This is a genomic window from Phocoenobacter atlanticus subsp. cyclopteri, from assembly GCF_018343795.1.
GTDB classification, from domain to species: domain Bacteria; phylum Pseudomonadota; class Gammaproteobacteria; order Enterobacterales; family Pasteurellaceae; genus Phocoenobacter; species Phocoenobacter atlanticus.
In genome coordinates, this window is record NZ_CP074346.1 from 2,255,067 (window position 1) to 2,278,201 (window position 23,135).

Below are 23,135 nucleotides of genomic sequence, written 5' to 3' on the forward strand. Positions count from 1 at the left end.
CGACACTTAATCGCAAACTTGAATAAGACGACTGGTCACTTGCCCAAAGGTTTTTTCTTTGAGAATTTGCCACGTTTCTGGTAATACTAAAGCGGTATGATTTTTTTCCGTTTCTACATAAATCAGTCCATTTGGTGCAATATAGTTATTTTTAATCAATAGATCCAACACTTGTGGTACAAAACCTTTATTAAAAGGGGGATCGATAAAAATCAGATCATAGGGCAATTCATTATTTTTTTGAGCAAGAAATTGTAAGGTATCGGTATTGATCACTTTTCCTTTATCTGTTTTAAGCAACGCTAAATTATTTTTTAATTGTTGTGACGCTTTTGCAAATTTTTCTAAAAATGTGACCGCTTGTGCCTGACGAGAAAGAGCTTCTAATCCGAGTGAACCACTTCCCGCAAAGCAATCTAAACAACGTGCGTTTGCCACATCATTCATCAACCAATTAAAGACGGTTTCCTTAACACGATCGGTGGTTGGTCTTAATCCTTCGGCATTTAAAACAGGTAATTTTCTGCCTCGCCATAGCCCTGAAATAATCCTTACTTCGCCCATTTGACGAGATTTGGTTGAATTTTGTGGTTTTTTCATAACAAAAGGTACTCAAAATAAAGTAGAATATAAGGATATATTCTATATCAATTATAAAGAGAACAAAATATGGCGAAGAAAAAAGGATTCTGGTCATCACTATTTGGTGATAAACAACAAACTAATGAACAGCAAATTATCGCAGAACAAGAAACAGAAGGACAAGTTGAAGAACAAGCGGTTACTTGTGATGAAAAATTTGCAAAAAATGAACAAAATGTTACCGCTATTCATCAATCTGGCGTCGAAGTAACAGCTGAATTGCAACCTGAAATTGTCGATAATTATCAAAAAAAACCAACTCAAGATGGCTTTTTCAATCGTCTTATCAATGGATTAGTAAAAACAAAACAAAATATTGGTTCGGGATTTTTGAGGTTTTTTCAAGGTAAAAAAATTGATGATGAACTGTTTGAAGAGTTAGAAGAAAAACTATTAATTGCCGATTTAGGTATGCCAACTACTACAAAAATCATTAATAATTTAATTCAGCATACATCTAAGAAAGAATTGAAAGAGGCAGAATTACTTTATCAGCAATTAAAAATCGAATTGGCTGATGTACTAAAACCTGTGGCACAGCCTTTGGTTATTGATGAAACGAAAAAACCTTATGTAATTTTGATGGTGGGGGTTAATGGGGTAGGAAAAACCACCACTATTGGGAAATTAGCGCGCAAATTTAAAGACGAAGGTAAATCTGTAATGCTTGCTGCGGGCGATACTTTTCGTGCGGCTGCGGTGGAACAACTACAAGTTTGGGGTGAACGTAACCAGATTCCTGTTGTGGCACAATCTACGGGTTCAGATTCTGCATCTGTGATTTATGATGCGATGCAATCAGCCAATGCCAAAGGTATTGATATTTTATTGGCTGATACCGCAGGGCGTTTACAAAATAAAGATAATTTAATGGACGAATTGAAAAAAATTGTCCGAGTGATACGTAAATATGATGAAACTGCACCACACGAAATTATGCTAACACTTGACGCTTCAACTGGACAAAATGCCATCAGCCAGACGAAACTTTTTAATGATGCCGTTGGTCTAACAGGCATCTCTCTCACTAAATTAGATGGAACAGCAAAGGGGGGCGTTATTTTCTCCATTGCGGATCAATTTAATATTCCAATACGATTTATTGGTGTTGGAGAGAGTATTGAAGATTTGCGTCAATTTGATGCAGATGAATTTATTGACGCATTATTTAGTAATGAAAAAAGCTAATTCCTTACATATTACTAAACACTACATAATGCAGGGCAAGAGCATTATAATTTAAAAAACTCTCATTAATTGTATGTATTTTGTTCTTCATTAAGTAATATTGATAATAGTACATTTATATAAACTATATTTCATAAATTTAAGTGAGCAAACATCATACAAATTGTTTATTTATTACTTTAAAATTTATAATGCTCTTGCCCTGCTACATAATGGAAGATTTCTTTACTATTATTTAAAAGTATGAGACAATTTTACTTTCGTTCAAGACAGAATGAATTATTTTGAGATAAACAATTAGGAGTCATCTCTATGAAAAAAATGCTATTAAGTGCATTAATACTGGGTTCAGCAGTTACTTTAACTGCTTGTGATAAAGCTGAAGAATTAAAAGCATCTGTTACAGAGGCAAAAAGTTCAGTAGTAGAAAAAGCAACTGAAGTTAAAGATTCAGCAATGGATAAAACAACTGAAGTTAAAAATGCAGTTGTTGAAAAGGCTGTTGAAGTTAAAGATGCAGCAGTTGCAAAAGCCACTGAAGTTAAAGATGCAGCTATGGCGAAAGCTACAGAAGCAACAGATACAGTTATGAACAAAGCAACTGAAGTTAAAGATGTAGCTATGACGAAAGCTACAGAAGCAACAGATGCAGTTATGAACAAAGCAACTGAAGTTAAAGATGTAGCTATGACGAAAGCTACAGAAGCAACAGATACAGTTATGAACAAAGCAACTGAAACTCAAGAAGTAATTAAAGCAACAGATGGTACAAAATAAGTTACCTGAGTAAATACTTTTATAAAACCCTACTTAATTAAGTAGGTTTTTTTTATATAAACTAGTGATAGCTAATAGCTTGTACCATAAAAGATACATAAAGCTTATTTCTTTTATAGAAACACAAATTTTAATAAATAATATATCAAAATATTAAGAAATGAGTAGGTAAATAGCGTTAAGTATCCTTTAGGGAATAGTGTGATCTTTAAAAAATCCCTTAGATTGCAAGAGAATTTATTCAAAAACCTCTAAAACAAGTTTAGTTAAACCATCAAGTAACATCAATTCTAAATTTACGCCATTGATATAAAGATTTTGCTGGGTTTGTTGAATAATTTTATGTCCTTTTAATAATTTTTGGGCAGTAATTTGTTGTCCAAAAATTAAAATACCTTTTTGTAAATCAGGATTTGTCCAGTTGGTGGCAATATTCATTTGGGCTTTAAGAGCATCACTAAAGAATGATGACAGCCAATCGAGTTGTTCTGATATATTTTCTTTCTCTTTATCAAAACTTTTTAATAACAATAGAATATTTTTACTTTTATAAAATCGCCAGAAATTTTGTAAAAAGGTTTTACGCTGTGATAAGCGGTCAGTTTCAATAAATTTTTTGCAAAAAAGTGGACGATGGTGACACAATCGCAGTGCAGTACTTAATTCTTCCCTCTCTTTTTGTGGATAAATATTTTGTAGCCATTGCAATGATAAAGTACTTTCAGGTGCATAGATAACCCATTGTTGGCAACGACTTTGAATAGTGGCAAGAACAGTGGACTGTAACGGTGCTTTTAATAAAAAATAAACGTTATTATGAGGTTCTTCTAAGGTTTTTAGTAATGCATTGGCACTGGATTCATTGAGTTTATCTGTATCTGCAATATAAATGACAATATTACCATCTTGTTGTGCAAATTGTTGTAATTGACTATTCAATTCTCGAATTTGATCAATACCGATTTCTTTATTTTCCATAGATTGTAAAATATGGAAATCAGGATGGTTTTGACTTTCGACTAGAAGGCAACTTTTACATTGATAACAAGGTTGTTCTCCCTGTGGATGATGACATAGTAGCCAATGAGCAAAATGGCGAATAAGTACATCTGTTCCTAACCCTATTTCTGTTTTAAAAAGTAAGGCGTGATGTTGGTGATTTTGTAGGAATGCATTGCTTAATTGCTGGTATAAATTATATTGCCAAGGATAGAGTTTCATAAATATGTTTTTAGAAAAAATTATAGGTATATTTCAACACTTAATGGCTTTTTTTGCAAATTTTTATATAAATCTTACCGCTTATAAGGTTATTTATGCGATAATTGAAAAGATTTTTTTACCATTTTAGGATCGTAAATTTATGCAAACTTGTTATCAAGGAAAAAGAGTTACTATTGTTGGATTAGGTAAAACAGGGCTTTCTTGTGTTGATTATTTTTTAGATAAAAAAGTACAATTACGAGTGATTGATACTCGTGAAGAACCTGCAGGTATTGATCAATTACCACAAAATGTAGCATTACATATAGGCAGTTTAAATTTAGATTGGTTATTAAGCTCTGATTTAGTGGTAATAAGCCCTGGGTTGGCATTAGCGACACCTGAAATTCAGCAGGTATTAAAAGCTGGCATTGAAGTTGTTGGTGATATTGAATTATTTTGTCGTGAAGCAATAGCACCCATTATTGCGATTACGGGGTCTAATGGTAAAAGTACCGTCACCGCATTAACGACTGAAATGGCAAAACAAGCAGGGTTAAAAGTTGGTATGGGCGGGAATATTGGTGTACCAGCTCTAACCTTATTAAAACAAGATTATGAATTATATGTATTAGAATTATCTAGTTTTCAATTAGAAACAACTTTTTCACTTAAAGCAAAAGCTGCGACAGTATTAAATATTAGTGAAGATCATATGGATCGTTATGTGACGTTAGATGATTATCGTTTAGCTAAATTACGAATTTATAATAATGCTGAAAATGTGATCGTAAATGCAGAAGACACACAAACGTATCCTGAGCAAGCGGTCACTTCTTTGATAGATTTTGCAGAAAATAATGCTAGATATTCATTGAGAGATGAACAGTTATATTCTGGCGATGAAACCATTATTTCAGTGGATAAGTTAAAAATAACAGGGCGTCATAATATGTTAAATGCCCTTGCTTCTATTGCACTTGCGGAAGCGGCTAATATCCCTAAAAATGGAATTGTAAGAGCGTTGCAAAGTTATACTGGATTAGCACATCGCTTTCAATTAGTACCAACTAATGATGGCATTCTTTGGATTAACGATTCTAAAGCAACCAATGTAGGAAGTACTGTCGCCGCATTAAATGGGTTAGAGATACAACAAAAATGTTACTTATTACTCGGTGGTGATGGTAAAGGTGCAGATTTTTCAGAATTAAAACCTTTTATCAATAAATCAAATATTGTATGTTATTGCTTTGGAAAAGATAGTAATAAACTAGCAGAACTTACACCTAATAGTCTGGTGGTAGACACAATGGAAGAAGCAATAAAAAGAATTCGTCCACAATTAAAACAAAATGATAGGGTTCTATTATCACCCGCTTGTGCTAGTTTAGATCAATTTCCTAATTTTGAAGTAAGGGGAGAGACATTTATAAAATTAGCATTAGGAGAGTTAGATAATGAGTGAACAGTTGGCAAAAGATAAGAAAATATGGTTTGAACTTACTCCTCAAAATGTATTATATGATCGCACATTAATGTGGTTATTTTTTGCATTATTGGTTTTTGGATTTATAGTCGTGACCTCTGCCTCTATTCCTGCTGGATTAAGATTAAAAAATGATCCTATTTATTTTGCATTACGAGATGTGGTTTATATTTTTATTTCGTTATGTATTTTATTTTTCTTTATTCAAATTCCAATTCAAAAATGGGAAAAATACAATATAGGATTGTTTTTTATTGCTCTTGCATTATTAATTGGCGTGTTATTTGTTGGGCATAACGTGAATGGTGCAACACGTTGGATTCGTTTGGGAATGATGAACTTCCAACCTGCGGAGTTAGCGAAGTTAGCCATTATTTGTTATTTTGCAGGGTTTTATGTAAGAAAATTTGATGAAATGCGAAATAGAATGATGAGCTTTGTACGACCAATGATCATTTTAAGTTTATTTGGCAGTTTATTGATTTTACAGCCAGACTTAGGAAGTACTGTTGTTATTTTTGTTCTCACTTTTGCAATGCTATTTATTGTTGGTGCAAGAATTTTTCAATTTTTGTTTTTAGGTATTACAGGTGGTGGTCTTTTCTTATTTTTTGTTTTAACCTCTGAATATCGTTTAAAGCGAGTAAAAACTTTTTTAGATCCTTGGGCAGATGCTTATGGTGATGGTTTCCAATTAACCAATTCACAAATGGCATTTGGACAAGGTGAATTATTTGGCAAAGGGTTGGGTAATTCAGTTCAAAAATTAGGCTATTTACCAGAGGCCCATACTGACTTTATTATGGCTGTTGTTGGAGAAGAATTAGGCTTTATTGGTATTTTAAGTATTACCTTATTATTTGTTTTACTCTCTTTAAGAGCGTTAAAAATTAGTCGAGAGTCATTGTTATTAGAAGAGCGTTTTAAAGGCTTTTTTAGTTTTGGTATTGGAATTTGGATTTTTTTACAAAGCTTTGTTAATTTAGGAGTGGCTTCAGGTTTACTTCCAACTAAAGGATTAACCTTTCCTCTTGTGAGTTACGGTGGCTCGAGTTTGATTATTATGTCTATTGCGATTGCGATTTTATTAAGAATTGATTATGAAAATCGCTTAGCAAATTTACAATCTGAAAATCTAAATAAAAATGAAGAAAGCGGTAGGATTGAGTAAAAATTTTGCAAAAATTAATCCTTTATTTTTGTATTTAGTTGTTTGAGGTACAATGACGACTTCATAGAGTATATCTATAATAAATAATTAAAAAGTGAATAAAAATATGACAAAAAGATTATTAGTAATGGCGGGTGGAACTGGGGGACACGTTTTTCCTGCTCTAGCTGTGGCAACAGAATTACAACAACAAGGTTGGGAAATCTGTTGGCTAGGAACAAAAGATCGAATGGAAGCAGAACTCGTGCCAAAATATAATATTCCCATTCAATTTATTCAAATTTCAGGATTACGTGGCAAAGGGATTAAAGCTTTGTTAAAGGCACCTTTTTCCATTTCACGCGCGGTATGGCAAGCTCGTAAAATTATTAAAGAGTTTCAACCTAATGCAGTGCTAGGAATGGGAGGGTATGTTTCTGGACCAGGTGGCATTGCTGCAAAATTGTGTGGTGTACCAATTGTTCTACACGAGCAAAATGCGGTGGCAGGATTGACCAATGTTTGGCTTTCAAAAGTGGCAACTCGTGTGTTGCAAGCTTTCCCAAATGCGTTTAAGCATAAAGAGGTAGTTGGCAATCCAGTTAGACAAGATTTATTCCAACTTCCTTCACCAGAACAACGTTTCACAGAACGTGAAGGTGCCATAAAAATTCTAGTAATGGGTGGTTCACAAGGGGCGAGAATTTTAAACCAAACATTGCCACAGATAGCGGGTACATTTGGAGAAAAAATTGCAATTGTACACCAAGTAGGGAAAGGTAATTTAGAATATGTGCAACAACGTTATGCGAAACAATCAGCAGAAAATGTGATTGTGACTGAATTTATTGATGATGTTGCACAGGCTTATGGTGATGCAGATCTTGTGATTTGTCGCTCAGGTGCATTGACGGTATGTGAAATTGCTGCTGCTGGAGTACCTGCGATTTTTGTACCATTCCAACACAAAGATCGTCAACAATACTTAAATGCAAAATATTTGGAACAAGTAAAAGCAGCAATTATTATTGAACAAAAAGACTTTACTGTTGACAATTTAGTAAGACAATTACAGTGTTTAATCACCGATCGTCAACAATTATTAGCAATGGCATTAAATGCTCGTGAAGTCGCCACCCCTTTTTCTGCGAAACGAGTGGCAGAAGTGATCGTTGAAGTAGCGAAATAAACAAAGGATAAAGAATAATAATGAAAAATTATCAAGATCAAGTAAGAAAAATTATTCCAGAAATGCGTCGTGTGAAGCAGGTTCATTTTATTGGTATCGGTGGTGCTGGAATGAGTGGTATTGCTGAAATTTTATTAAATGAGGGCTACCAAATTTCGGGTTCAGATATTGCTGAAAGTCCAGTAACAAAAAACTTTGTAACCAATGGTGCAAAGGTTTTTATTGGACATCGAGCTGAAAATATTGACGGAGCAAATGTAGTAGTGGTTTCAAGTGCCATTGATGAAACAAATCCTGAAATTATTGCAGCTAAAGAGCAACGGATACCAGTTATTCAACGTGCTCAAATGTTAGCGGAGATTATGCGTTTTCGTCACGGTATTGCCGTAGCGGGGACACACGGTAAAACCTCAACAACAGCAATGCTTTCAATGGTTTATGCTCAAGCTAAACTTGACCCAACTTATGTAAATGGTGGTTTAATTAAATCAGCTGGTAAAAATGCTCACCTTGGTGCGAGTCGCTATTTAATTGCAGAAGCAGATGAGAGTGACGCATCATTTTTACACTTACAACCGATGGTTTCTGTGGTCACTAATATCGAACCCGATCATATGGATACTTACGGTGGTTCATTTGATAAAATGAAACAAACCTATGTGAAATTTTTACATAATTTGCCTTTTTATGGTCTTGCAGTAATGTGTGCTGATGATAAAGATTTAATGGAACTAGTGCCACAAGTTGGACGACAAGTGATTACTTATGGCTTTAGTGAAACAGCGGATTATCGTATTGAAAATTATGAACAGACTGGTTTTCAAGGGCATTATACCGTTGTTTGTCCAACAGGTGAAAAAATGAATGTATTACTTAATGTTCCAGGTAAACATAATGCGTTAAATGCAACTGCAACATTAGCCGTTGCAAAAGAAGAAAATATTTCAAATGAAGCAATTTTGGAAGCATTAGCAGAGTTTCAAGGAGCAGGTAGACGTTTTGATCAGCTAGGGGAGTTTATTCGTCCTAATGGTAAAGTATCTTTAGTTGATGATTATGGGCATCATCCAACAGAAGTGGATGTCACGATTAAAGCTGCTCGTAGTGGGTGGAAAGGTAAACGTGTGGTAATGGTGTTCCAGCCACATCGCTATTCTCGAACGCGTGATTTGTTTGATGATTTTGTGAATGTCTTGTCAAATGTGGATGTATTGATTATGCTTGAGGTTTATACTGCTGGTGAACAAGCGATTGCAGGAGCAGATAGTCGAGCATTATGTCGCTCTATTCGTAATTTGGGTAAAGTAGATCCAATTTTGGTTTCTGATACTGATAAATTAGGTGAGGTATTAGATCAGGTTATTCAAGATGGTGATTTGGTATTAGCTCAAGGGGCTGGGAGTGTTAGTAAAATTTCTCGTAATCTAGCAGAAAGTTGGAGAGGATAGAATGAGTTTAAAAGATGAAAAAATAGCGGTACTCTTTGGTGGAGTATCCTCAGAAAGAGAAGTTTCATTAAAATCAGGAGAAGCCGTATTTAATGCGTTAAAAAATCTTGGTTATAATGTGGAAGCCGTGGATACTAAATTTACCCCAGTTGAAAAATTAAAAGAAATGGGCATTCAACGTGTTTTTAATATTTTACACGGTGGTGTGGGTGAAAATGGTGTATTACAAGGTGTATTGGATCAATTAGAAATCCCTTATACGGGTAGTGGTGTAATGGCATCAGCAGTAACAATGGATAAATTTCGAACTAAACTTTTATGGCAAGCGGTTGGTTTACCAACAGCAGAAATGGAAATTGTACATAAAGGGGAAGCGGTACGATCTGAGGAAATTTTTGCAAAATTAGGGTTACCTCTTTTTGTCAAACCTGCTTGTGAGGGGTCAAGTGTTGGCGTGGTAAAAGTAAAAGAAAAAGAACAATTAATTCCAGCAATTGAAGAAGCATTAAAATATGATGATACCGTATTAATTGAAGAATTTTTGGCAGGGGAAGAATATTCTGTACCCGTATTAGGTGATGAAGTATTACCAACAGTACAAGTTATTCCCGATGGTGAGTTTTATGATTATCACGCTAAATATATATCTGATAAAACACAATACATTTGTCCTGCATTAGATGATAATCGTCAGGCAGAGATTGCAGAATTAGTGATGAGAGCTCATCAAGTTTTAGGTTGTCGTGGATGGAGTCGAATTGATGTAATGGAAAATAATAAAGGTGAATTTTTTCTAATGGAAGCCAATACTTGCCCAGGGATGACAACGCACAGTTACTTTCCTTTTGCTGCAGCGAAAGTGGGATATAGTTTTGATAAATTGGTTGAACGTATTTTGGAGCTAAGTATTTAATGTGGTGGCGAAAAAGTAATCAAGTATTTGCTAAACAGAAAAAAAATCGTTCAGCAAGGGAGAGATTACGTACAAAATATAAAAGTAGTTCATATTCTGTTTTTATTTTTATTCGTCCTTTGGTAGTATTGTTTTGCATAGTATTAGCGTATGTGGTTTATAGTAATAAAGATTATTGGCTTGAAAGATTAGATAACGATACACCTATTACATCTTATGCCCTTACTCATAAACTTCAATTTACTACGCATACTGATATTCGAGATGCACTTTCAACAGGTAAGCCTCTAAAAGGATATTTTGGGCAAAATATTGAGCAAGTGAAAGAAAGATTATTGACAATTCCTTGGATTCATAGTGTTGTAGTAAGAAAATTGTGGCCTAATAAGTTAAGTTTAACAGTTTTGGAACATCGCCCTGTTGCATTATGGAATGATACTAAATTGTTATCTGATCGAGGAGTTGTATTTACTTTACCTTTTGATCGTGTCAATCGTACAGACTTTCCTGTATTATATGGACCAGATACAGAAGGAAAAAAAGTATTGAGTGCGTGGTGGAAAATCAAACAAGATTTGATCGCCAGAAGTTTAATATTAAAATCAGTTTCTATAGATGGAAGAGGATCGTGGAAAATTAAGTTATCAAATGAGCTTGAATTACTTTTAGGAAGAGGTGATTGGGCATCCAAAATTGATCGTTTTGTAAAAATTTTTCCACAAATTAATGTACCAGAAGGAAAAGTAATTTCTTATATAGATTTGCGTTATAAATATGGTGCCGCTGTAGGGTTTATTTCTAAAAAATAGTAGATGAAAAAATATGTCAAAAATTGCAGAATCTAAAATTATAGTAAGTTTAGAGGTGGGATCATCAAAGATCGTCACTGTTGTTGGAGAGGTTTTACCTGATGCTGTTGTGAATGTATTAGGTACAGGTGTCTGTCCGTCTAAAGGAATTAAAAGAGGAAGTGTTGTTGATTTAGATGCCGTTACGGGAGCCATTAAAAGAGCGATTGAGCAAGCGGAGTCCATTGCAAATTGTGATATTCAAGGTGTAACCTTGGCTATTACAGGAGAACATATCCAAACACTTAATGAACTTGGTAGTGTAGCTTTGGGAAGCGGAGAGGTTACCCACGCTGATATTGAAGCGGCCATTCGCACCGCTCGTTCGGTAAAATTATCAGAAGGTGTTGAAACATTACATATCATCCCACAAGAATATAAAGTGGATCATTTAGAAAGAACAAAAAAGCCACTGGGTTTGCAAGGTATGCGTTTGCAAGCACAGGTACATTTGATCACTTGTCATAAAGATTGGTTACGCAATTTATGTAAAGCCGTTGAAAATAATAAATTAAATATTGATCAGGTTGTTTTTTCAGGAATTGCATCAAGTTATTCAGTGCTCACTGAAGATGAAATGGAATTGGGTGTGTGCCTTGTGGATATTGGCGGAGGCACGATGGATATTTTAGTTTATTCTGGTGGTGCATTGCGTTATAGCAAGGTTATTCCATTTGCAGGAAATGATATCACTCAGTATGTTTCTAAAGTATTTACAACTTCTCCTAATGATGCCGAAAATATTAAAGTGAAATATGCAAGTGCGATTTCACCACCTTCTACTTTTGTTGATACAAAAATTGAAATTCCAGGTTTGGGTGGGCGTAGACCTCAAAATATTACTAAACAGGATTTTTCTAGTGTAATTTCTGAGTGTTATATAGATTTATTAAAATTAATACAAACAGAATTGGAACTTTTGAAGGAAGAATTGACTCAAAGAGGAATTAAGCTTGATTTAACCGCTGGCGTCGTACTAACTGGAGGAGGATCTCAAGCAGAAGATATTGTTGAATGTGCAAAAAATGTATTTGGAATGGCTGCTCGAGTTGGTTATCCTTTAAATATTACAGGTTTAACAGACTATGTAAATAAACCTCAGTATGCAACAGCATTGGGTTTATTACAATATAGTTATCTAAATAGTGATGACATTAATAATAAACCATTACCTTCAAATGATAAAGGTATGTTGAGTGTGCTTAAAAAATCATATAATTGGATAAAATCAAATTTTTGAAATTCAATTTAAAATAATAGAAATCGCATAATTTATATACAATGCGTGGTATTGTGTGTTAATAGGGTAGTAATGCATAATACTTAGTATGCAATTGCTCTATGATTGTGGTAATATATTAATTAATATAGTCTTGAAATAAGTAAAAATAAAAATTTATATAATTTATGTAAGTCACATTTTAGATAGAAATGTAGGTTTTAGACTTGCATATTAGGGAGAATAAATAATGTTTGAACCAGTATATGAAGTAACACCTGATGCAGTGATAAAGGTCGTTGGTGTTGGTGGCGGTGGCGGTAACGCATTAAATCATATGGTTGAAGGACAAGCCGATGAAAATGGTGAGCTGAGTAGCGGTGTTGAATTTTTTTCAGTTAACACAGATGCTCAAGCATTGCGTAAAACAGCAGTGCGTCAAACTATTCAAATTGGGGATAAGATCACTAAAGGATTGGGTGCTGGAGCTAACCCCAATGTAGGTCGCCAAGCGGCAGAAGATGATCGAGATGCATTAACTAATATGTTATCTGGTGCAGATATGGTGTTTATTTCTGCTGGAATGGGTGGTGGAACAGGAACAGGAGCTGCACCAGTTATTGCGGAAATTGCAAAAAATGCAGAGCCATCAGCCTTGACGGTTGCGATTGTAACAAAACCTTTCAGATTTGAAGGGGCTAAGCGAATGAACTATGCAGAACAAGGTATTGCTGAGCTATCTAAGCATGTTGATTCCTTAATTATTATCCCTAATGATAAGTTATTAAAAGTTTTACCCAAAAATGTTAAAATGTTAGACGCTTTTAAAGCAGCAAATGATGTGTTACGTAATGCTGTTTTGGGTATTACTGATATGATTACTTCTCCAGGGTTAATTAATGTCGATTTTGCAGACGTTAAAACAGTAATGTCTGAGATGGGACGAGCGATGATGGGAACAGGTATCGCAGATGGAGAAGGTCGAGCAGAAAAAGCCGCACAAGAAGCCGTTGCTAGTCCATTATTAGAAGATGTTGACTGGTCTGAAGCAAAAGGTATTCTAGTCAGTATTACTTCAGGAATGGATATTGAATTAAGTGAAGTATATGAAGTTATGGATTATATTCACGAATATGCAGCAGCGGATGCTACAGTTGTATTCGGGACATCCATTTATCCAGAAATGGATGGTCAAATTCGAGTGACTCTTGTTGCAACGGGTATTGGACCTTCTGAACAAGAGATGTTGAGAGCAAATAATATGAGAGCACAGCATTCAGTATCTTCTCATTTCGGCGTTACTCAACCAGAATTAAAACCAGTAGAAAGTGTTTCTGACCGAAGAACTTATACAACAGGAAGTGAAACTACAAAAATGAATAATCCACAACCTCATCGTATTGATGAACAGAGACTATTCTCGCCTTCATCAATTCCTGGTTTTTTAAAGAAATAGTAAGGTAAATATGATTAAGCAAAGAACCCTGAAAAAATCAATAAAAGTAACGGGAATCGGATTGCATAGTGGTAAAAAGGTAACCCTTACGCTGCGTCCTGCTCCTGAAAATACAGGTGTGATTTATGCTCGTACTGATTTAGAGCCTGCTGTTTATTTTCCTGCGAGAGCCGATTTTATTCGTGATACGACGTTATGTACTTGTATGATCAACGATGATGGTGTGCGTATTTCAACGGTTGAGCACTTAAATGCTGCTATGTCTGCTGTTGGATTAGATAATGTAATTGTAGAAGTTGATGCGCCTGAAATTCCTATTATGGATGGTAGTTCTAGTCCATTTATCTATTTATTGTTAGATGCAGGAATTGAAGAACAAAATGCATTGAAAAAATTTGTTCGAATTAAAGAAACAGTGCGAGTAGAAAATGAAGACAAGTGGGCAGAATTAAAACCTTATAATGGCTTTAAACTTGATTTTACAATTGATTTCTCTCACCCTGCAATTAGTAAAGATGTTGGGCATTATCAAATGGAATTTTCAACAAAAAGCTTTATTCAGCAGTTAAGTCGTGCGAGAACCTTTGGTTTTATGAAAGATATTGAATTACTTCAATCGATGGGATTAGCACTGGGTGGAAGTTTGGATAATGCCATTGTACTAGATAATTATCGTATCTTAAATGAAGAGGGGTTACGTTTTCCTGATGAATTGGTTCGTCATAAAATGTTAGATGCTGTTGGTGACTTATTTATGTGTGGTTACAATATTATCGGTGAATTTTCTGCCTATAAATCAGGGCACGGCGTAAATAATCAATTATTAAGAGCGGTGCTTGAAAATGAGAAAGCTTGGGAATTTGTGACTTTCGATGATAAAGCAACAGTGCCTTTTGGTTATCAGAAAAAGGGTCATATTTTAGTTTAATTAAGATGTATTGGTAAATTACTGATATTATCAAGGGCAACCGTAAGTTTTTACCTATTGATGTATAAGTATATTGTAGAGACAGGGCATGCCCTGTCTCTTGTATCTTGCCAGCTTATTCAGTTAAACTAGTAAACTGGATATGCAATGGGTAAAGTGAACTAGGCTTGTCTCTAAAGTCTTTGAACTTGTGTTGTAGATTAAGTCCTTTACCCATATTTCTTTAATATTGGATGGTATCAAAGTGCCTTAGATAATTATACAAAATATATACGCTAAGTGACACTGTATTTACAAGAGGAATGCAAGAAATGACTTATAAAGTATATGTTGGCATAGATGTATCTAAATTTAATTTTGATGTAGCTTGGGTTAACAAGGGGTCAAAGAAACCGAAAACCAAACAATTTACAAATGATACGAAGGGCTTTGACATATTTCATCGGTGGATAATCAAACAAAGCAAAAAAGAAGCTAAAGATATTCTAGTACTTATGGAAGCCACTGGGGTTTATCATGAAAATCTTGCTTATACCCTTTATGATATGGGTTTTGGCGTATCGGTTGTCAATCCTACTTATGTGAAACAATTTGCAGGTGCAATGGGAAGTCATAGTAAAACAGATAAGCAAGATGCGAAGGTTTTAGCTCAGTATGCGAGTATCAAAGAAATTAGACTATGGGAGCCAGAACCTGAAGATGTTCGCTACTTAAAACAATTAATCGCTCGTTTAGATGCGTTAGAAATGGATAAACAACGAGAAAAAAATCGCTTAGAAAAATTATTATCAAGTAAAAATAATGATGTATTCCTATTAGAATCTTTACAGGAAATGCTCGATAATCTTGATGAGGCGATAGAAAAAGTACAAGCTAAAATAAATGAACATATTGATAATAATCCTGATTTAAAGTCGGGTTTTGAACACCTTGTTAGTATTCCAGGCATTGGTGAAAAGGTTGCCCCAAGAGTATTGAATTTATTAAAATCTAAACAATTTAAAAGTGCGTCCGAATGTGCTGCTTTTGTTGGTCTAACGCCTGTTCAACGGCAATCGGGGTTGATGAAAGGTAAGCCTAGAATTAGCAAGAAAGGTAATAGTACTATTCGTTCTAAGCTGTATATGTGTGCAATGAGTGCGATAAAGTATAACCCTGATATCAAGGTTCAATATGAAAGATTACTGGCGAATGGGAAATGTAAAAAAGTGGCGTTGATTGCAGCTATGAGAAAGTTATTACAAATTTGCTATGGTGTGATAAAACACAATAGTAATTACCAACCGCAAATTAATTAAAAAAATTACTTGCGGTTGGGTTGGCAAGATGGTATCTACGTAAGTAATTAGATTTTTTAAATATGATATTGCCTTGTAGGAAGTGAAGTATTATTGAGCATTTCGTAATGCTAAATGCTGTGCCTCGAATAGTTGTTCAATCCCTTGTTTTGCGAGATCTAATAACTGTAATAATTCATTATGAGAAAATGGTATTCCCTCTGCAGTACCTTGTACTTCTACAAAATGACCACCTTCGACCATAACAACATTCATATCTGTTTCAGCATTGCAATCTTCAATGTATTCTAAATCACAAACAGCTTCATTATTTACCATTCCAACAGAAATTGCAGCAACAAGACTTTTCATCGGATTAGTTTTTAATTTTCCTGTGTCAATTAACTTATTTAATGCATCCTGTAAAGCGACAGCAGCTCCAGTGATTGCAGCAGTTCGAGTACCACCATCGGCTTGAATAACATCACAATCTACCGTAATTGTACGTTCACCTAAGGCTTTTAAGTCAACGACTGCTCGTAGTGAACGACCAATTAAACGTTGAATTTCAAGGGTTCTTCCACCTTGTTTACCTTTTGAGGCTTCTCGTTGTGTTCGTGAGTGTGTGGCACGAGGAAGCATTGCATATTCTGCTGTTATCCAACCTTGATTTTTACCTCTTAAAAAACGAGGAACAGATTCATCAATTGAGGCATTACATAACACTTTGGTTTCCCCAAATTCAACTAATACTGAACCTTCAGCATATTTGGTATAATTGCGAGTGATTTTTACTGGGCGAGTTTGGTTTGCTGTGCGATTATTTGGACGCATACATTCTCCTAAAATTAAAAAGTTAATCTATTCTAACAAATAATACCAGTAATGTATGCGGTTGTTCTGAATAAGCGGTATGATCTTTGTTATTTTTTACAATTAAAAATATTTTTGTACCAAGAGGTCATATGGTCATTTTTCTTTCCATAGTTCCCAAATAGGTTTACAGTTTGTGGGAAGGGTAAGATCTTTACCGAGATCTAACCATTGGGTTGGATAGTGGAAATCAGAACCAACAGAGGAGTAAAGCTCAAACTTTTCTGCCCAACGGGCGAGAAGTTGGCGTTGATCTCGCGACTGTCCGCAACCTGCGACCTCAATTCCATCTCCTCCTGCTTCTTTGAAGGCGGTAATTAAACGGCGTATCCAACGTGCAGTGAGTTTATATTTAAGAGGGTGGGCAATGTTGATTACTCCGTCTGCGTGATGTATTACATCAATGGCTTCTTCCATTGAACACCATATTGGTTTAACGTAAGCAGATTTACCTTGTCCTAAATACTTTTTAAATGCTTTTTCTATATTGTTGACGGCTTCAATTTCAACTAAAAAACGGGCATAGTGAGCACGTGTGATTTCACCTTGTGCCAATTTTTTTGCCCCTTCATAGGCATTTGGAATACCTGCTTTGGCTAATTTTTCTGCGATGTGAATTGCTCGCTGTTCTCTTAAGGCGGTCTGATTTTGTAATAAATTTACCAATTTTTCATTATTTTCATCAAAATTTAAGGCACTTAAATGGATATTTTTATTTTGCCATATGACAGAAATTTCTACTCCTGAAATAAGTTTAATTGGTAAGTGTTGTGTCGCTTGCTTTGCTTCTTCTAAACCATTGATAGTATCGTGATCTGTTAAGGCTAAAATATTAATACCTTTTTCAACCGCACGTTGTATCAATTCTGTAGGAGTAAGCAGTCCATCCGAGGCAGTGCTGTGACTGTGTAAATCATAAATTATTGTATTGTTTGTCATTGTTAACCTGCGAAGCGTTTAGCTTCAATTATATCGCTCAGCTGTGTAATACGAGAAAGCAATTTTGCAAGAAATTCAACATTTGTTAATTCAATTTCCATATCAATGGTCGCAATATTTGATTTAATATCTGTTCTACTCGATACACCAAGTACATTCACTTTTTCATTTGCCATAATACTGGTAATATCTCTTAATAAACCATTACGATCGTTGGCAATGATTCGAATGGTTAAACTAAAGCCTCTAGTATCATTTGCTCCCCATTGTGCTTTGACAACGCGTTCTGGATTAATGCTTCTTAATTCAAAAAGTTGTTCACAATCCGATTTATGAATAGAAATTCCTCGTCCTTGAGTAATATAACCCACAATTTTATCTCCTGGGATAGGTTGACAACAGCGTGCAACAGTGTGCATTAAATTACCTACACCATCGATAATAATATCACTACTTTTTCCTTTATTGATAGTATTTGAGGCTTTAAATTGAACACTTTTTAGTACTGCTTCATCTTCTTGCTCGGCGGTGGGTTTAATCAATTTACTTTGTAAATAATGACTAAATTGATTTAATTTAATATCACCGCTGCCAATGGCAGCATAGAGGTCACTAATATGTTTTAGGTTATAACGAGGTAATCCATATTGTTCAATTTGCTTTTGTGTAAAGTTAAACTTTGTCATTTCAGCATCGAGAATATCTTTTCCAAGAGGAATATTTTTATCTCGATCTTGCTTTTTAAAGAAATTGATAACTTTGGCTCTGGCTCGTGCTGTATTAATAAAGCCTTGATTTGGATTTAACCAGTCTCGACTTGGATTGGGATTTTTCTGAGTGATAATTTCAACTTGATCGCCCATTTGTAGTAAATAGGTAAAAGGAACTATTCGTCCTGCTACTTTTGCACCAATACAACGATGTCCTACTTCACTATGAATAGCATAGGCAAAATCAAGAGGTGTAGCATTTTTAGGAAGATCAATTACTTCACCACGAGGAGTAAAGACGTAAACTCTATCATCAAAGACTTGGCTACGTAGTTCATTAATAGATTCATTCGATTCTGCAATATCATTCTGCCAATCTAATAGTTTACGTAACCATACAATTTTATCTTCATAGCCAGCACGCCCAGCAGCACCTCCTTCTTTATATTTCCAGTGAGCAGCGACGCCAAGTTCCGCACTGTCGTGCATTTCTTGAGTTCTAATTTGTATTTCAATGGGTTTGTGACCTTTGCCTAAAATAATAGTATGCAAGGATTGGTAGCCATTAGGTTTTGGATTTGAAATATAATCATCAAAATGCTCAGATAAATGTTGATAATGGGTATGAACAATTCCCAAAGCGGTATAACAATCTTCTAAGGTTGGTACAATAATTCTCACTGCTCGAATATCAAATAGTTGTTTAAATGCAAGGTTTTTGCATTGCATTTTTTTCCATATACTATAAATATGTTTTGGTCTACCATAAATATGAAAACCATCTAATTCTTGTTCAAGTAAAGCGGTCAGATTTTTAATAAATTTTGCAATATATTTTTCACGATCTAAACGTCGTTCATTGAGTTCAATTTTTGCAACCTGTTTGTATTGTCTAGGATGTAATGCTCTGAAACAGTAGTCTTCGAGTTCCCACTTTAATTGTCCAATTCCTAAACGGTTGGCGAGGGGAGCGTAAATTTGAGAACATTCTTTTGCCGCTAAAAAAAGTTCTTCTTCTGTGTGATTTTTATCTCGTAGATAAGTAATGCGTTCAGCAAGTTTAATAACCATACAGCGGAAATCTTTTACCATTGCTAACAACATACGGCGGATATTATCGATTTGAATATCAGAAGAGTAACCTGCATTTAATTGACGAATGTTATCCATCTCTAACACACCTTTAACAAGCTCGGTAATGCTCGCATTAAAATTATCTTTAATTTCAATTAAATCAATAATTTTATGCTTAACGAGAGGAACTAAAAAAGCGGCAACTAGACTATCATCATCCATATTTAAACTATGCAAGATTTCAATCATTTCAATACCAAACCACATTAATGGATATTGTTCGATATCAAGTTTTTCTTGTGCATAACGCCAAACAATTTGGATTTCTTCAAAAGTTACAGGTGACATTTGCAAAGAAGTGCCCCAACTTACTAATTCGAAATCATTTGGGTCCAGAATATGGGAATGACGAATTGCAACCATAGATCCTCCGATAACTGTTAACTGTATGATGTAATAAAAGATAATACATATTTCTATTTAATATTTAAACTAAAATATTATTATTCACTTTTCCAGCGTGTAAATAGCTCTTGTTCAAGATAAATATCAAATTGATCTAGTAGGCGATTTACCCCTTGATCCACAATATCTGCAACAGTTTGTGGTTTATGATAAAAAGCAGGCATTAGTGGTACGATTTGTCCACCAATTTCAGTCAGTTGTGTCATTAAGCGTAAATGCCCTAAGTGTAAGGGAGTTTCACGTACGCAAAGCACTAAAGGTTTTCTCTCTTTTAAAATAACGTCTGCGGCACGAGTAATTAAATCATCAGTATAACTATGTGCAATACCTGATAATGTTTTCATTGAGCAGGGGACAATAATCATTCCTTTTGTAATAAATGAACCTGATGAAATTGCGGCACCAATATCTCGTATATCATAAATTTGGTGAGCGAATGATTTTATTTGATTAAGAGAATAGTCCGTTTCTATTGCAATGGTTTGTTTTGCTGCATTGCTAATAATTAGATGTGCTTCTATATTCGTTTTTTGTAACACTTCGAGTAATCGAATAGCATAAATGACACCACTCGCCCCTGTTATTGCAACAATTAGGCGTTCAGGCAAGCGGTGAGATCTTGATGACTTTTTACAATTTTCTTTCATTAAACTATTTTAACATTGCTATTGTAATAAACTAGAGTTTGTTTGTAGTTGCTCAAAAAACCACTTAACAATAAAACCAAAATGAGGAATTAATTGAGACTCTTTCCACCATTCACTGTCACTGGCTTGAGTGAAATCAAAGAAGAATAATACTGCAGCAACAATCAATATGCCACGTAACGCACCAAATACCATTCCAAGTACTCGATCTGTACCACTTAATCCTGTTTGATCAACAAGTTTACCTAACAAAGCATTAATAATACTCATTATTATAAGTGTACCAATAAATAATAATATCGCAGCCAGACCGTCTCTTATCAACTCAGATTGTTGCAGATAAGTCGAATTTACTTGTGTGAAATATCCACTGAAATAAGGATAAAAATAGCTTGCCACAAAAAAAGCGGTTACCCAACCGATTAAAGACATTACTTCTCTAATAAATCCTCTCCATAAACTCACTAATGAAGAAAAAACAATAATACCAATAATAATATAATCAATCATAATACCTCTTTTTTCTATTCCTTATTCTATAAATAGTTGATGGAATAATTAACTTAAATTTTCGTAACCAACATCTTGTAATGTTGGATTATTTGCCCCTGACTTGGCTAATTCATCACAAATTTCGTTCTCACGGTGTCCTGAATGCCCTTTAACCCATTGCCAATCAATTTTATGTTGTTGGATTTGTTGATCTAGTGCAATCCATAAATCTTTATTTTTAACTGGTTTTTTCGCACTGGTTTTCCAGTTATTTTTTCGCCAACTAAAAATCCATTTTTGGATTCCATTTTGCATATATTGGCTGTCACTAAATAGTCTAATATAGCAAGGTTCTTTTAGTAAACTTAATGCCTCAATGACCGCTCGTAATTCCATTCTATTGTTGGTCGTTTGAAAATACCCCTTACTTATTTTTTTTTCGTGTTGATTGTAGCGTAATACGATACCAATACCACCTTTACCTGGATTACCTAAACAGGAACCATCAGTAAAAATTTCAACGTGCTTCATTAATTTTTACCTTTTGTTTTTTACGCATTTGATAAATCTTCCAAACAACAAATAAGATGACAGTAACCAAAATGATATAAATAATAGCCTGTCCTTTATGTATTTGTTCTTTCAGCCAATCTAAATTTGAGGCACCAAAATCACCTAAATATACCCAAATTGGAACGGAAATAATAGCCGCACAAAAATCAACAAGGACAAATTGAAGGTAATTAACACGATTGGTAATACCAGAAACAAGATAAACTACCGCTCTCAATCCGGGTAAGAAACGAGCAGTAAATAGTAAGCGATTTCCATATTTATCAAACATCTTTCTTACTGCGGATAATCGTCCTCGACGAACTAAAGGTTTAATAAAACGAAAACGTAAGATCTTCTTACCATAAATTCGTCCAAGCCAATACATTGTACTATCACCAGCTAATACCCCTATCATACTTACTACCAGCATAATATGTACATTAGTATAGCCTAAACCAGAAATAACCCCCCCAGAGACTAACGTTATGTCTTCAGGAATAGGTAAACCAAAACCACAAGCGAGTAATACTAAAAAAACAGCCCAATAGCCATAACTACTAAAAAAATCAATTAAAAATTCCATTAAAAAACCTATCTAATTTTTATTTAAATTACGAACTGAATCACGCACAACTAACTCAGGCATAAACTCTAATATTTGTGGTTCATTTCGTTTTTCTTTTGAAGAAATTCGCTCAAGTAATAATTCTAGCACTCTATCTGAAAGTCGTGATTTGGATTGATGCATTGTTGTTAAAGGAGGCGCATAAAAGCGAGAGTTATGAATATTATCATAACCAATAACAGAAATATCTTGTGGTACAGATAATCCTCTAAGATTAATTGCTGAAATTGCACCTAATGCCATTACATCACTAAAACAAAAAATTGCTGTAGGTAATTCATCTAAATCAAGAATATTATTCATACACTCAAAGCCACCTTCTGGTTCAAAATCACCTTCCTGAATCCATTGTGGTTCAATCAATAAATTTGCTTCATCCATTGCCTTACTAAAACCTTGAAAACGATTTTTTGATACTGTTTTAAACAAATCTCCTGTAATAACTGCTATTTTTTTATGCCCATTCTCAATTAAATGTTGAGTAGCGAAATAGCCACCAATAAAACTATTGTCAGCGATAAGATCATTACTATTATCTCGCAATCCCCAATCCATTACTACCATAGGAATATTCGCTTTATTTAAAAGTGCAAGAGAGTTTTCAGTATATTCACTACACATAACCAAAATACCGTCAACACGTTTCGTCATTAACATATCTAAATGGTTTTGGATTTTTTCAGGATCATTTTGAGTATTACATAAAAACAGTGAGTAACCCATTTCATAACAATGACGTTCCATTGCTAGAATGATTTCTGCAAAAAAAGGGGATTCACTGGTGGTAACAATCATTCCAATAGATTTTGTGGTATTGACTTTCAAACTACGAGCAACCGCACTGGGAGAATAATTTAATTCAGAAATGGCATCCCAAACAGATTGCGTTGTTTTTTCTGCAACGAAACGCGTTTTATTAATTACGTGAGAAACTGTAGTGGTTGAAACTCCAGCTAATTTTGCGACATCTTTAATGGTTGCCATTGGTTTTTTCCTGAATTCAATGTAAATTTGTGCCTATTATAGCT

22 protein-coding genes are annotated in these 23,135 nt (G+C 34.5%); 12 read left to right on the forward strand and 10 right to left on the reverse strand.

Translation table 11 applies throughout. The features are described from left to right. Positions 1–6: 6 nt before the first annotated feature. Entirely contained in the window at positions 7–600 is a 594-nt protein-coding gene (gene rsmD, locus KGI96_RS10865; RefSeq protein WP_211598610.1) for a 16S rRNA (guanine(966)-N(2))-methyltransferase RsmD, read from the reverse strand. A gap of 69 nt (positions 601–669) precedes the next feature. Here rsmD and ftsY point away from each other — a divergent pair, with 69 nt between their 5' ends. Next, positions 670–1,830, forward strand: coding sequence for a signal recognition particle-docking protein FtsY (gene ftsY / locus KGI96_RS10870; protein WP_211598608.1), 1,161 nt, complete (start codon positions 670–672; stop codon positions 1,828–1,830). A gap of 312 nt (positions 1,831–2,142) precedes the next feature. After that, complete coding sequence (locus tag KGI96_RS10875; RefSeq protein WP_211598606.1) at positions 2,143–2,607, forward strand: hypothetical protein; 465 nt, start codon at positions 2,143–2,145, stop codon at positions 2,605–2,607. A gap of 237 nt (positions 2,608–2,844) precedes the next feature. On the opposite strand, the gene KGI96_RS10880 is transcribed toward KGI96_RS10875, so the two are convergent. Beyond that, positions 2,845–3,828 (reverse strand): DNA polymerase III subunit delta', encoded by a 984-nt coding sequence (locus KGI96_RS10880; protein ID WP_211598604.1) that lies wholly within the window; start codon positions 3,826–3,828, stop codon positions 2,845–2,847. Positions 3,829–3,970: 142 nt separating this feature from the next. Between KGI96_RS10880 and murD the strand changes: the two genes are divergently transcribed. The 10 genes from murD (at position 3,971) to KGI96_RS10930 (ending at position 15,748) form a co-directional block, all read left to right on the forward strand. Next, entirely contained in the window at positions 3,971–5,278 is a 1,308-nt protein-coding gene (gene murD / locus KGI96_RS10885; protein ID WP_211598602.1) for a UDP-N-acetylmuramoyl-L-alanine--D-glutamate ligase, read from the forward strand. Then, complete coding sequence (gene ftsW, locus KGI96_RS10890; protein ID WP_211598593.1) at positions 5,271–6,470, forward strand: putative lipid II flippase FtsW; 1,200 nt, start codon at positions 5,271–5,273, stop codon at positions 6,468–6,470. The genes murD and ftsW overlap by 8 nt, the downstream gene beginning before the upstream one ends. Before the next feature lie 106 nt (positions 6,471–6,576). Then, complete coding sequence (gene murG, locus KGI96_RS10895; protein WP_211598592.1) at positions 6,577–7,638, forward strand: undecaprenyldiphospho-muramoylpentapeptide beta-N-acetylglucosaminyltransferase; 1,062 nt, start codon at positions 6,577–6,579, stop codon at positions 7,636–7,638. Between the two features lie 20 nt (positions 7,639–7,658). After that, positions 7,659–9,086 carry a UDP-N-acetylmuramate--L-alanine ligase gene (murC, locus tag KGI96_RS10900; protein ID WP_211598590.1) on the forward strand — a complete coding sequence of 476 codons (1,428 nt, stop codon included), beginning with the start codon at positions 7,659–7,661 and terminating at the stop codon, positions 9,084–9,086. Position 9,087: 1 nt separating this feature from the next. Continuing rightward, on the forward strand, positions 9,088–9,999 hold the full coding sequence (locus KGI96_RS10905; RefSeq protein ID WP_211598588.1) for a D-alanine--D-alanine ligase: 912 nt from the start codon (positions 9,088–9,090) through the stop codon (positions 9,997–9,999). Continuing rightward, positions 9,999–10,808: a cell division protein FtsQ/DivIB gene (locus tag KGI96_RS10910; protein ID WP_211598586.1), complete on the forward strand. Its 810-nt coding sequence runs from the start codon at positions 9,999–10,001 to the stop codon at positions 10,806–10,808. The genes KGI96_RS10905 and KGI96_RS10910 overlap by 1 nt, the downstream gene beginning before the upstream one ends. A 13-nt stretch (positions 10,809–10,821) precedes the next feature. Then, positions 10,822–12,087, forward strand: coding sequence for a cell division protein FtsA (ftsA, locus tag KGI96_RS10915; protein WP_211598584.1), 1,266 nt, complete (start codon positions 10,822–10,824; stop codon positions 12,085–12,087). 229 nt (positions 12,088–12,316) lie between these two features. Then, positions 12,317–13,522 carry a cell division protein FtsZ gene (ftsZ, locus tag KGI96_RS10920; protein ID WP_211598582.1) on the forward strand — a complete coding sequence of 402 codons (1,206 nt, stop codon included), beginning with the start codon at positions 12,317–12,319 and terminating at the stop codon, positions 13,520–13,522. Positions 13,523–13,532: 10 nt separating this feature from the next. Then, positions 13,533–14,450 carry a UDP-3-O-acyl-N-acetylglucosamine deacetylase gene (gene lpxC / locus KGI96_RS10925; RefSeq protein ID WP_211598580.1) on the forward strand — a complete coding sequence of 306 codons (918 nt, stop codon included), beginning with the start codon at positions 13,533–13,535 and terminating at the stop codon, positions 14,448–14,450. Between the two features lie 311 nt (positions 14,451–14,761). Beyond that, positions 14,762–15,748 (forward strand): IS110 family transposase, encoded by a 987-nt coding sequence (locus KGI96_RS10930; RefSeq protein WP_211598578.1) that lies wholly within the window; start codon positions 14,762–14,764, stop codon positions 15,746–15,748. Positions 15,749–15,838: 90 nt separating this feature from the next. Here KGI96_RS10930 and rph read toward each other — a convergent pair whose 3' ends face one another. The 8 genes from rph to purR form a co-directional block, all read right to left on the reverse strand. After that, positions 15,839–16,561, reverse strand: a complete 723-nt coding sequence (gene rph / locus KGI96_RS10935; protein ID WP_211598576.1) for a ribonuclease PH — start codon at positions 16,559–16,561, stop codon at positions 15,839–15,841. Between the two features lie 135 nt (positions 16,562–16,696). Beyond that, positions 16,697–17,524 carry an RNase RNM gene (gene rnm, locus KGI96_RS10940; protein WP_211598631.1) on the reverse strand — a complete coding sequence of 276 codons (828 nt, stop codon included), beginning with the start codon at positions 17,522–17,524 and terminating at the stop codon, positions 16,697–16,699. A 17-nt stretch (positions 17,525–17,541) separates the two neighbouring features. Further along, positions 17,542–19,746, reverse strand: a complete 2,205-nt coding sequence (relA, locus tag KGI96_RS10945; RefSeq protein ID WP_211598574.1) for a GTP diphosphokinase — start codon at positions 19,744–19,746, stop codon at positions 17,542–17,544. Between the two features lie 80 nt (positions 19,747–19,826). Further along, complete coding sequence (locus KGI96_RS10950) at positions 19,827–20,435, reverse strand: UbiX family flavin prenyltransferase (RefSeq protein WP_211598572.1); 609 nt, start codon at positions 20,433–20,435, stop codon at positions 19,827–19,829. An 18-nt stretch (positions 20,436–20,453) separates the two neighbouring features. Continuing rightward, a complete protein-coding gene (locus KGI96_RS10955; RefSeq protein WP_211598571.1) occupies positions 20,454–20,945 on the reverse strand; it encodes a CvpA family protein in 492 nt (163 codons plus the stop codon). Positions 20,946–20,993: 48 nt separating this feature from the next. Continuing rightward, complete coding sequence (rnhA, locus tag KGI96_RS10960; RefSeq protein WP_211598569.1) at positions 20,994–21,458, reverse strand: ribonuclease HI; 465 nt, start codon at positions 21,456–21,458, stop codon at positions 20,994–20,996. Continuing rightward, entirely contained in the window at positions 21,445–22,065 is a 621-nt protein-coding gene (locus KGI96_RS10965; protein WP_211598567.1) for a DedA family protein, read from the reverse strand. Before KGI96_RS10965 ends, rnhA begins: the two co-directional genes overlap by 14 nt. Positions 22,066–22,077: 12 nt before the next feature. After that, on the reverse strand, positions 22,078–23,091 hold the full coding sequence (purR, locus tag KGI96_RS10970) for an HTH-type transcriptional repressor PurR (protein ID WP_211598565.1): 1,014 nt from the start codon (positions 23,089–23,091) through the stop codon (positions 22,078–22,080). Positions 23,092–23,135 lie beyond the last annotated feature (44 nt).

Excerpts from the sequence above, each read along its gene's own strand:
- rsmD (WP_211598610.1), bottom strand. The coding sequence starts at position 600 with ATGAAAAAACCACAAAATTCAACCAAATCTCGTCAAATGGGCGAAGTA.
- ftsY (WP_211598608.1), top strand. The coding sequence starts at position 670 with ATGGCGAAGAAAAAAGGATTCTGGTCATCACTATTTGGTGATAAACAA.
- KGI96_RS10875 (WP_211598606.1), top strand. The coding sequence starts at position 2,143 with ATGAAAAAAATGCTATTAAGTGCATTAATACTGGGTTCAGCAGTTACT.
- KGI96_RS10880 (WP_211598604.1), bottom strand. The coding sequence starts at position 3,828 with ATGAAACTCTATCCTTGGCAATATAATTTATACCAGCAATTAAGCAAT.
- murD (WP_211598602.1), top strand. The coding sequence starts at position 3,971 with ATGCAAACTTGTTATCAAGGAAAAAGAGTTACTATTGTTGGATTAGGT.
- ftsW (WP_211598593.1), top strand. The coding sequence starts at position 5,271 with ATGAGTGAACAGTTGGCAAAAGATAAGAAAATATGGTTTGAACTTACT.
- murG (WP_211598592.1), top strand. The coding sequence starts at position 6,577 with ATGACAAAAAGATTATTAGTAATGGCGGGTGGAACTGGGGGACACGTT.
- murC (WP_211598590.1), top strand. The coding sequence starts at position 7,659 with ATGAAAAATTATCAAGATCAAGTAAGAAAAATTATTCCAGAAATGCGT.
- KGI96_RS10905 (WP_211598588.1), top strand. The coding sequence starts at position 9,088 with ATGAGTTTAAAAGATGAAAAAATAGCGGTACTCTTTGGTGGAGTATCC.
- KGI96_RS10910 (WP_211598586.1), top strand. The coding sequence starts at position 9,999 with ATGTGGTGGCGAAAAAGTAATCAAGTATTTGCTAAACAGAAAAAAAAT.
- ftsA (WP_211598584.1), top strand. The coding sequence starts at position 10,822 with ATGTCAAAAATTGCAGAATCTAAAATTATAGTAAGTTTAGAGGTGGGA.
- ftsZ (WP_211598582.1), top strand. The coding sequence starts at position 12,317 with ATGTTTGAACCAGTATATGAAGTAACACCTGATGCAGTGATAAAGGTC.
- lpxC (WP_211598580.1), top strand. The coding sequence starts at position 13,533 with ATGATTAAGCAAAGAACCCTGAAAAAATCAATAAAAGTAACGGGAATC.
- KGI96_RS10930 (WP_211598578.1), top strand. The coding sequence starts at position 14,762 with ATGACTTATAAAGTATATGTTGGCATAGATGTATCTAAATTTAATTTT.
- rph (WP_211598576.1), bottom strand. The coding sequence starts at position 16,561 with ATGCGTCCAAATAATCGCACAGCAAACCAAACTCGCCCAGTAAAAATC.
- relA (WP_211598574.1), bottom strand. The coding sequence starts at position 19,746 with ATGGTTGCAATTCGTCATTCCCATATTCTGGACCCAAATGATTTCGAA.
- KGI96_RS10950 (WP_211598572.1), bottom strand. The coding sequence starts at position 20,435 with ATGAAAGAAAATTGTAAAAAGTCATCAAGATCTCACCGCTTGCCTGAA.
- KGI96_RS10955 (WP_211598571.1), bottom strand. The coding sequence starts at position 20,945 with ATGATTGATTATATTATTATTGGTATTATTGTTTTTTCTTCATTAGTG.
- rnhA (WP_211598569.1), bottom strand. The coding sequence starts at position 21,458 with ATGAAGCACGTTGAAATTTTTACTGATGGTTCCTGTTTAGGTAATCCA.
- KGI96_RS10965 (WP_211598567.1), bottom strand. The coding sequence starts at position 22,065 with ATGGAATTTTTAATTGATTTTTTTAGTAGTTATGGCTATTGGGCTGTT.
- purR (WP_211598565.1), bottom strand. The coding sequence starts at position 23,091 with ATGGCAACCATTAAAGATGTCGCAAAATTAGCTGGAGTTTCAACCACT.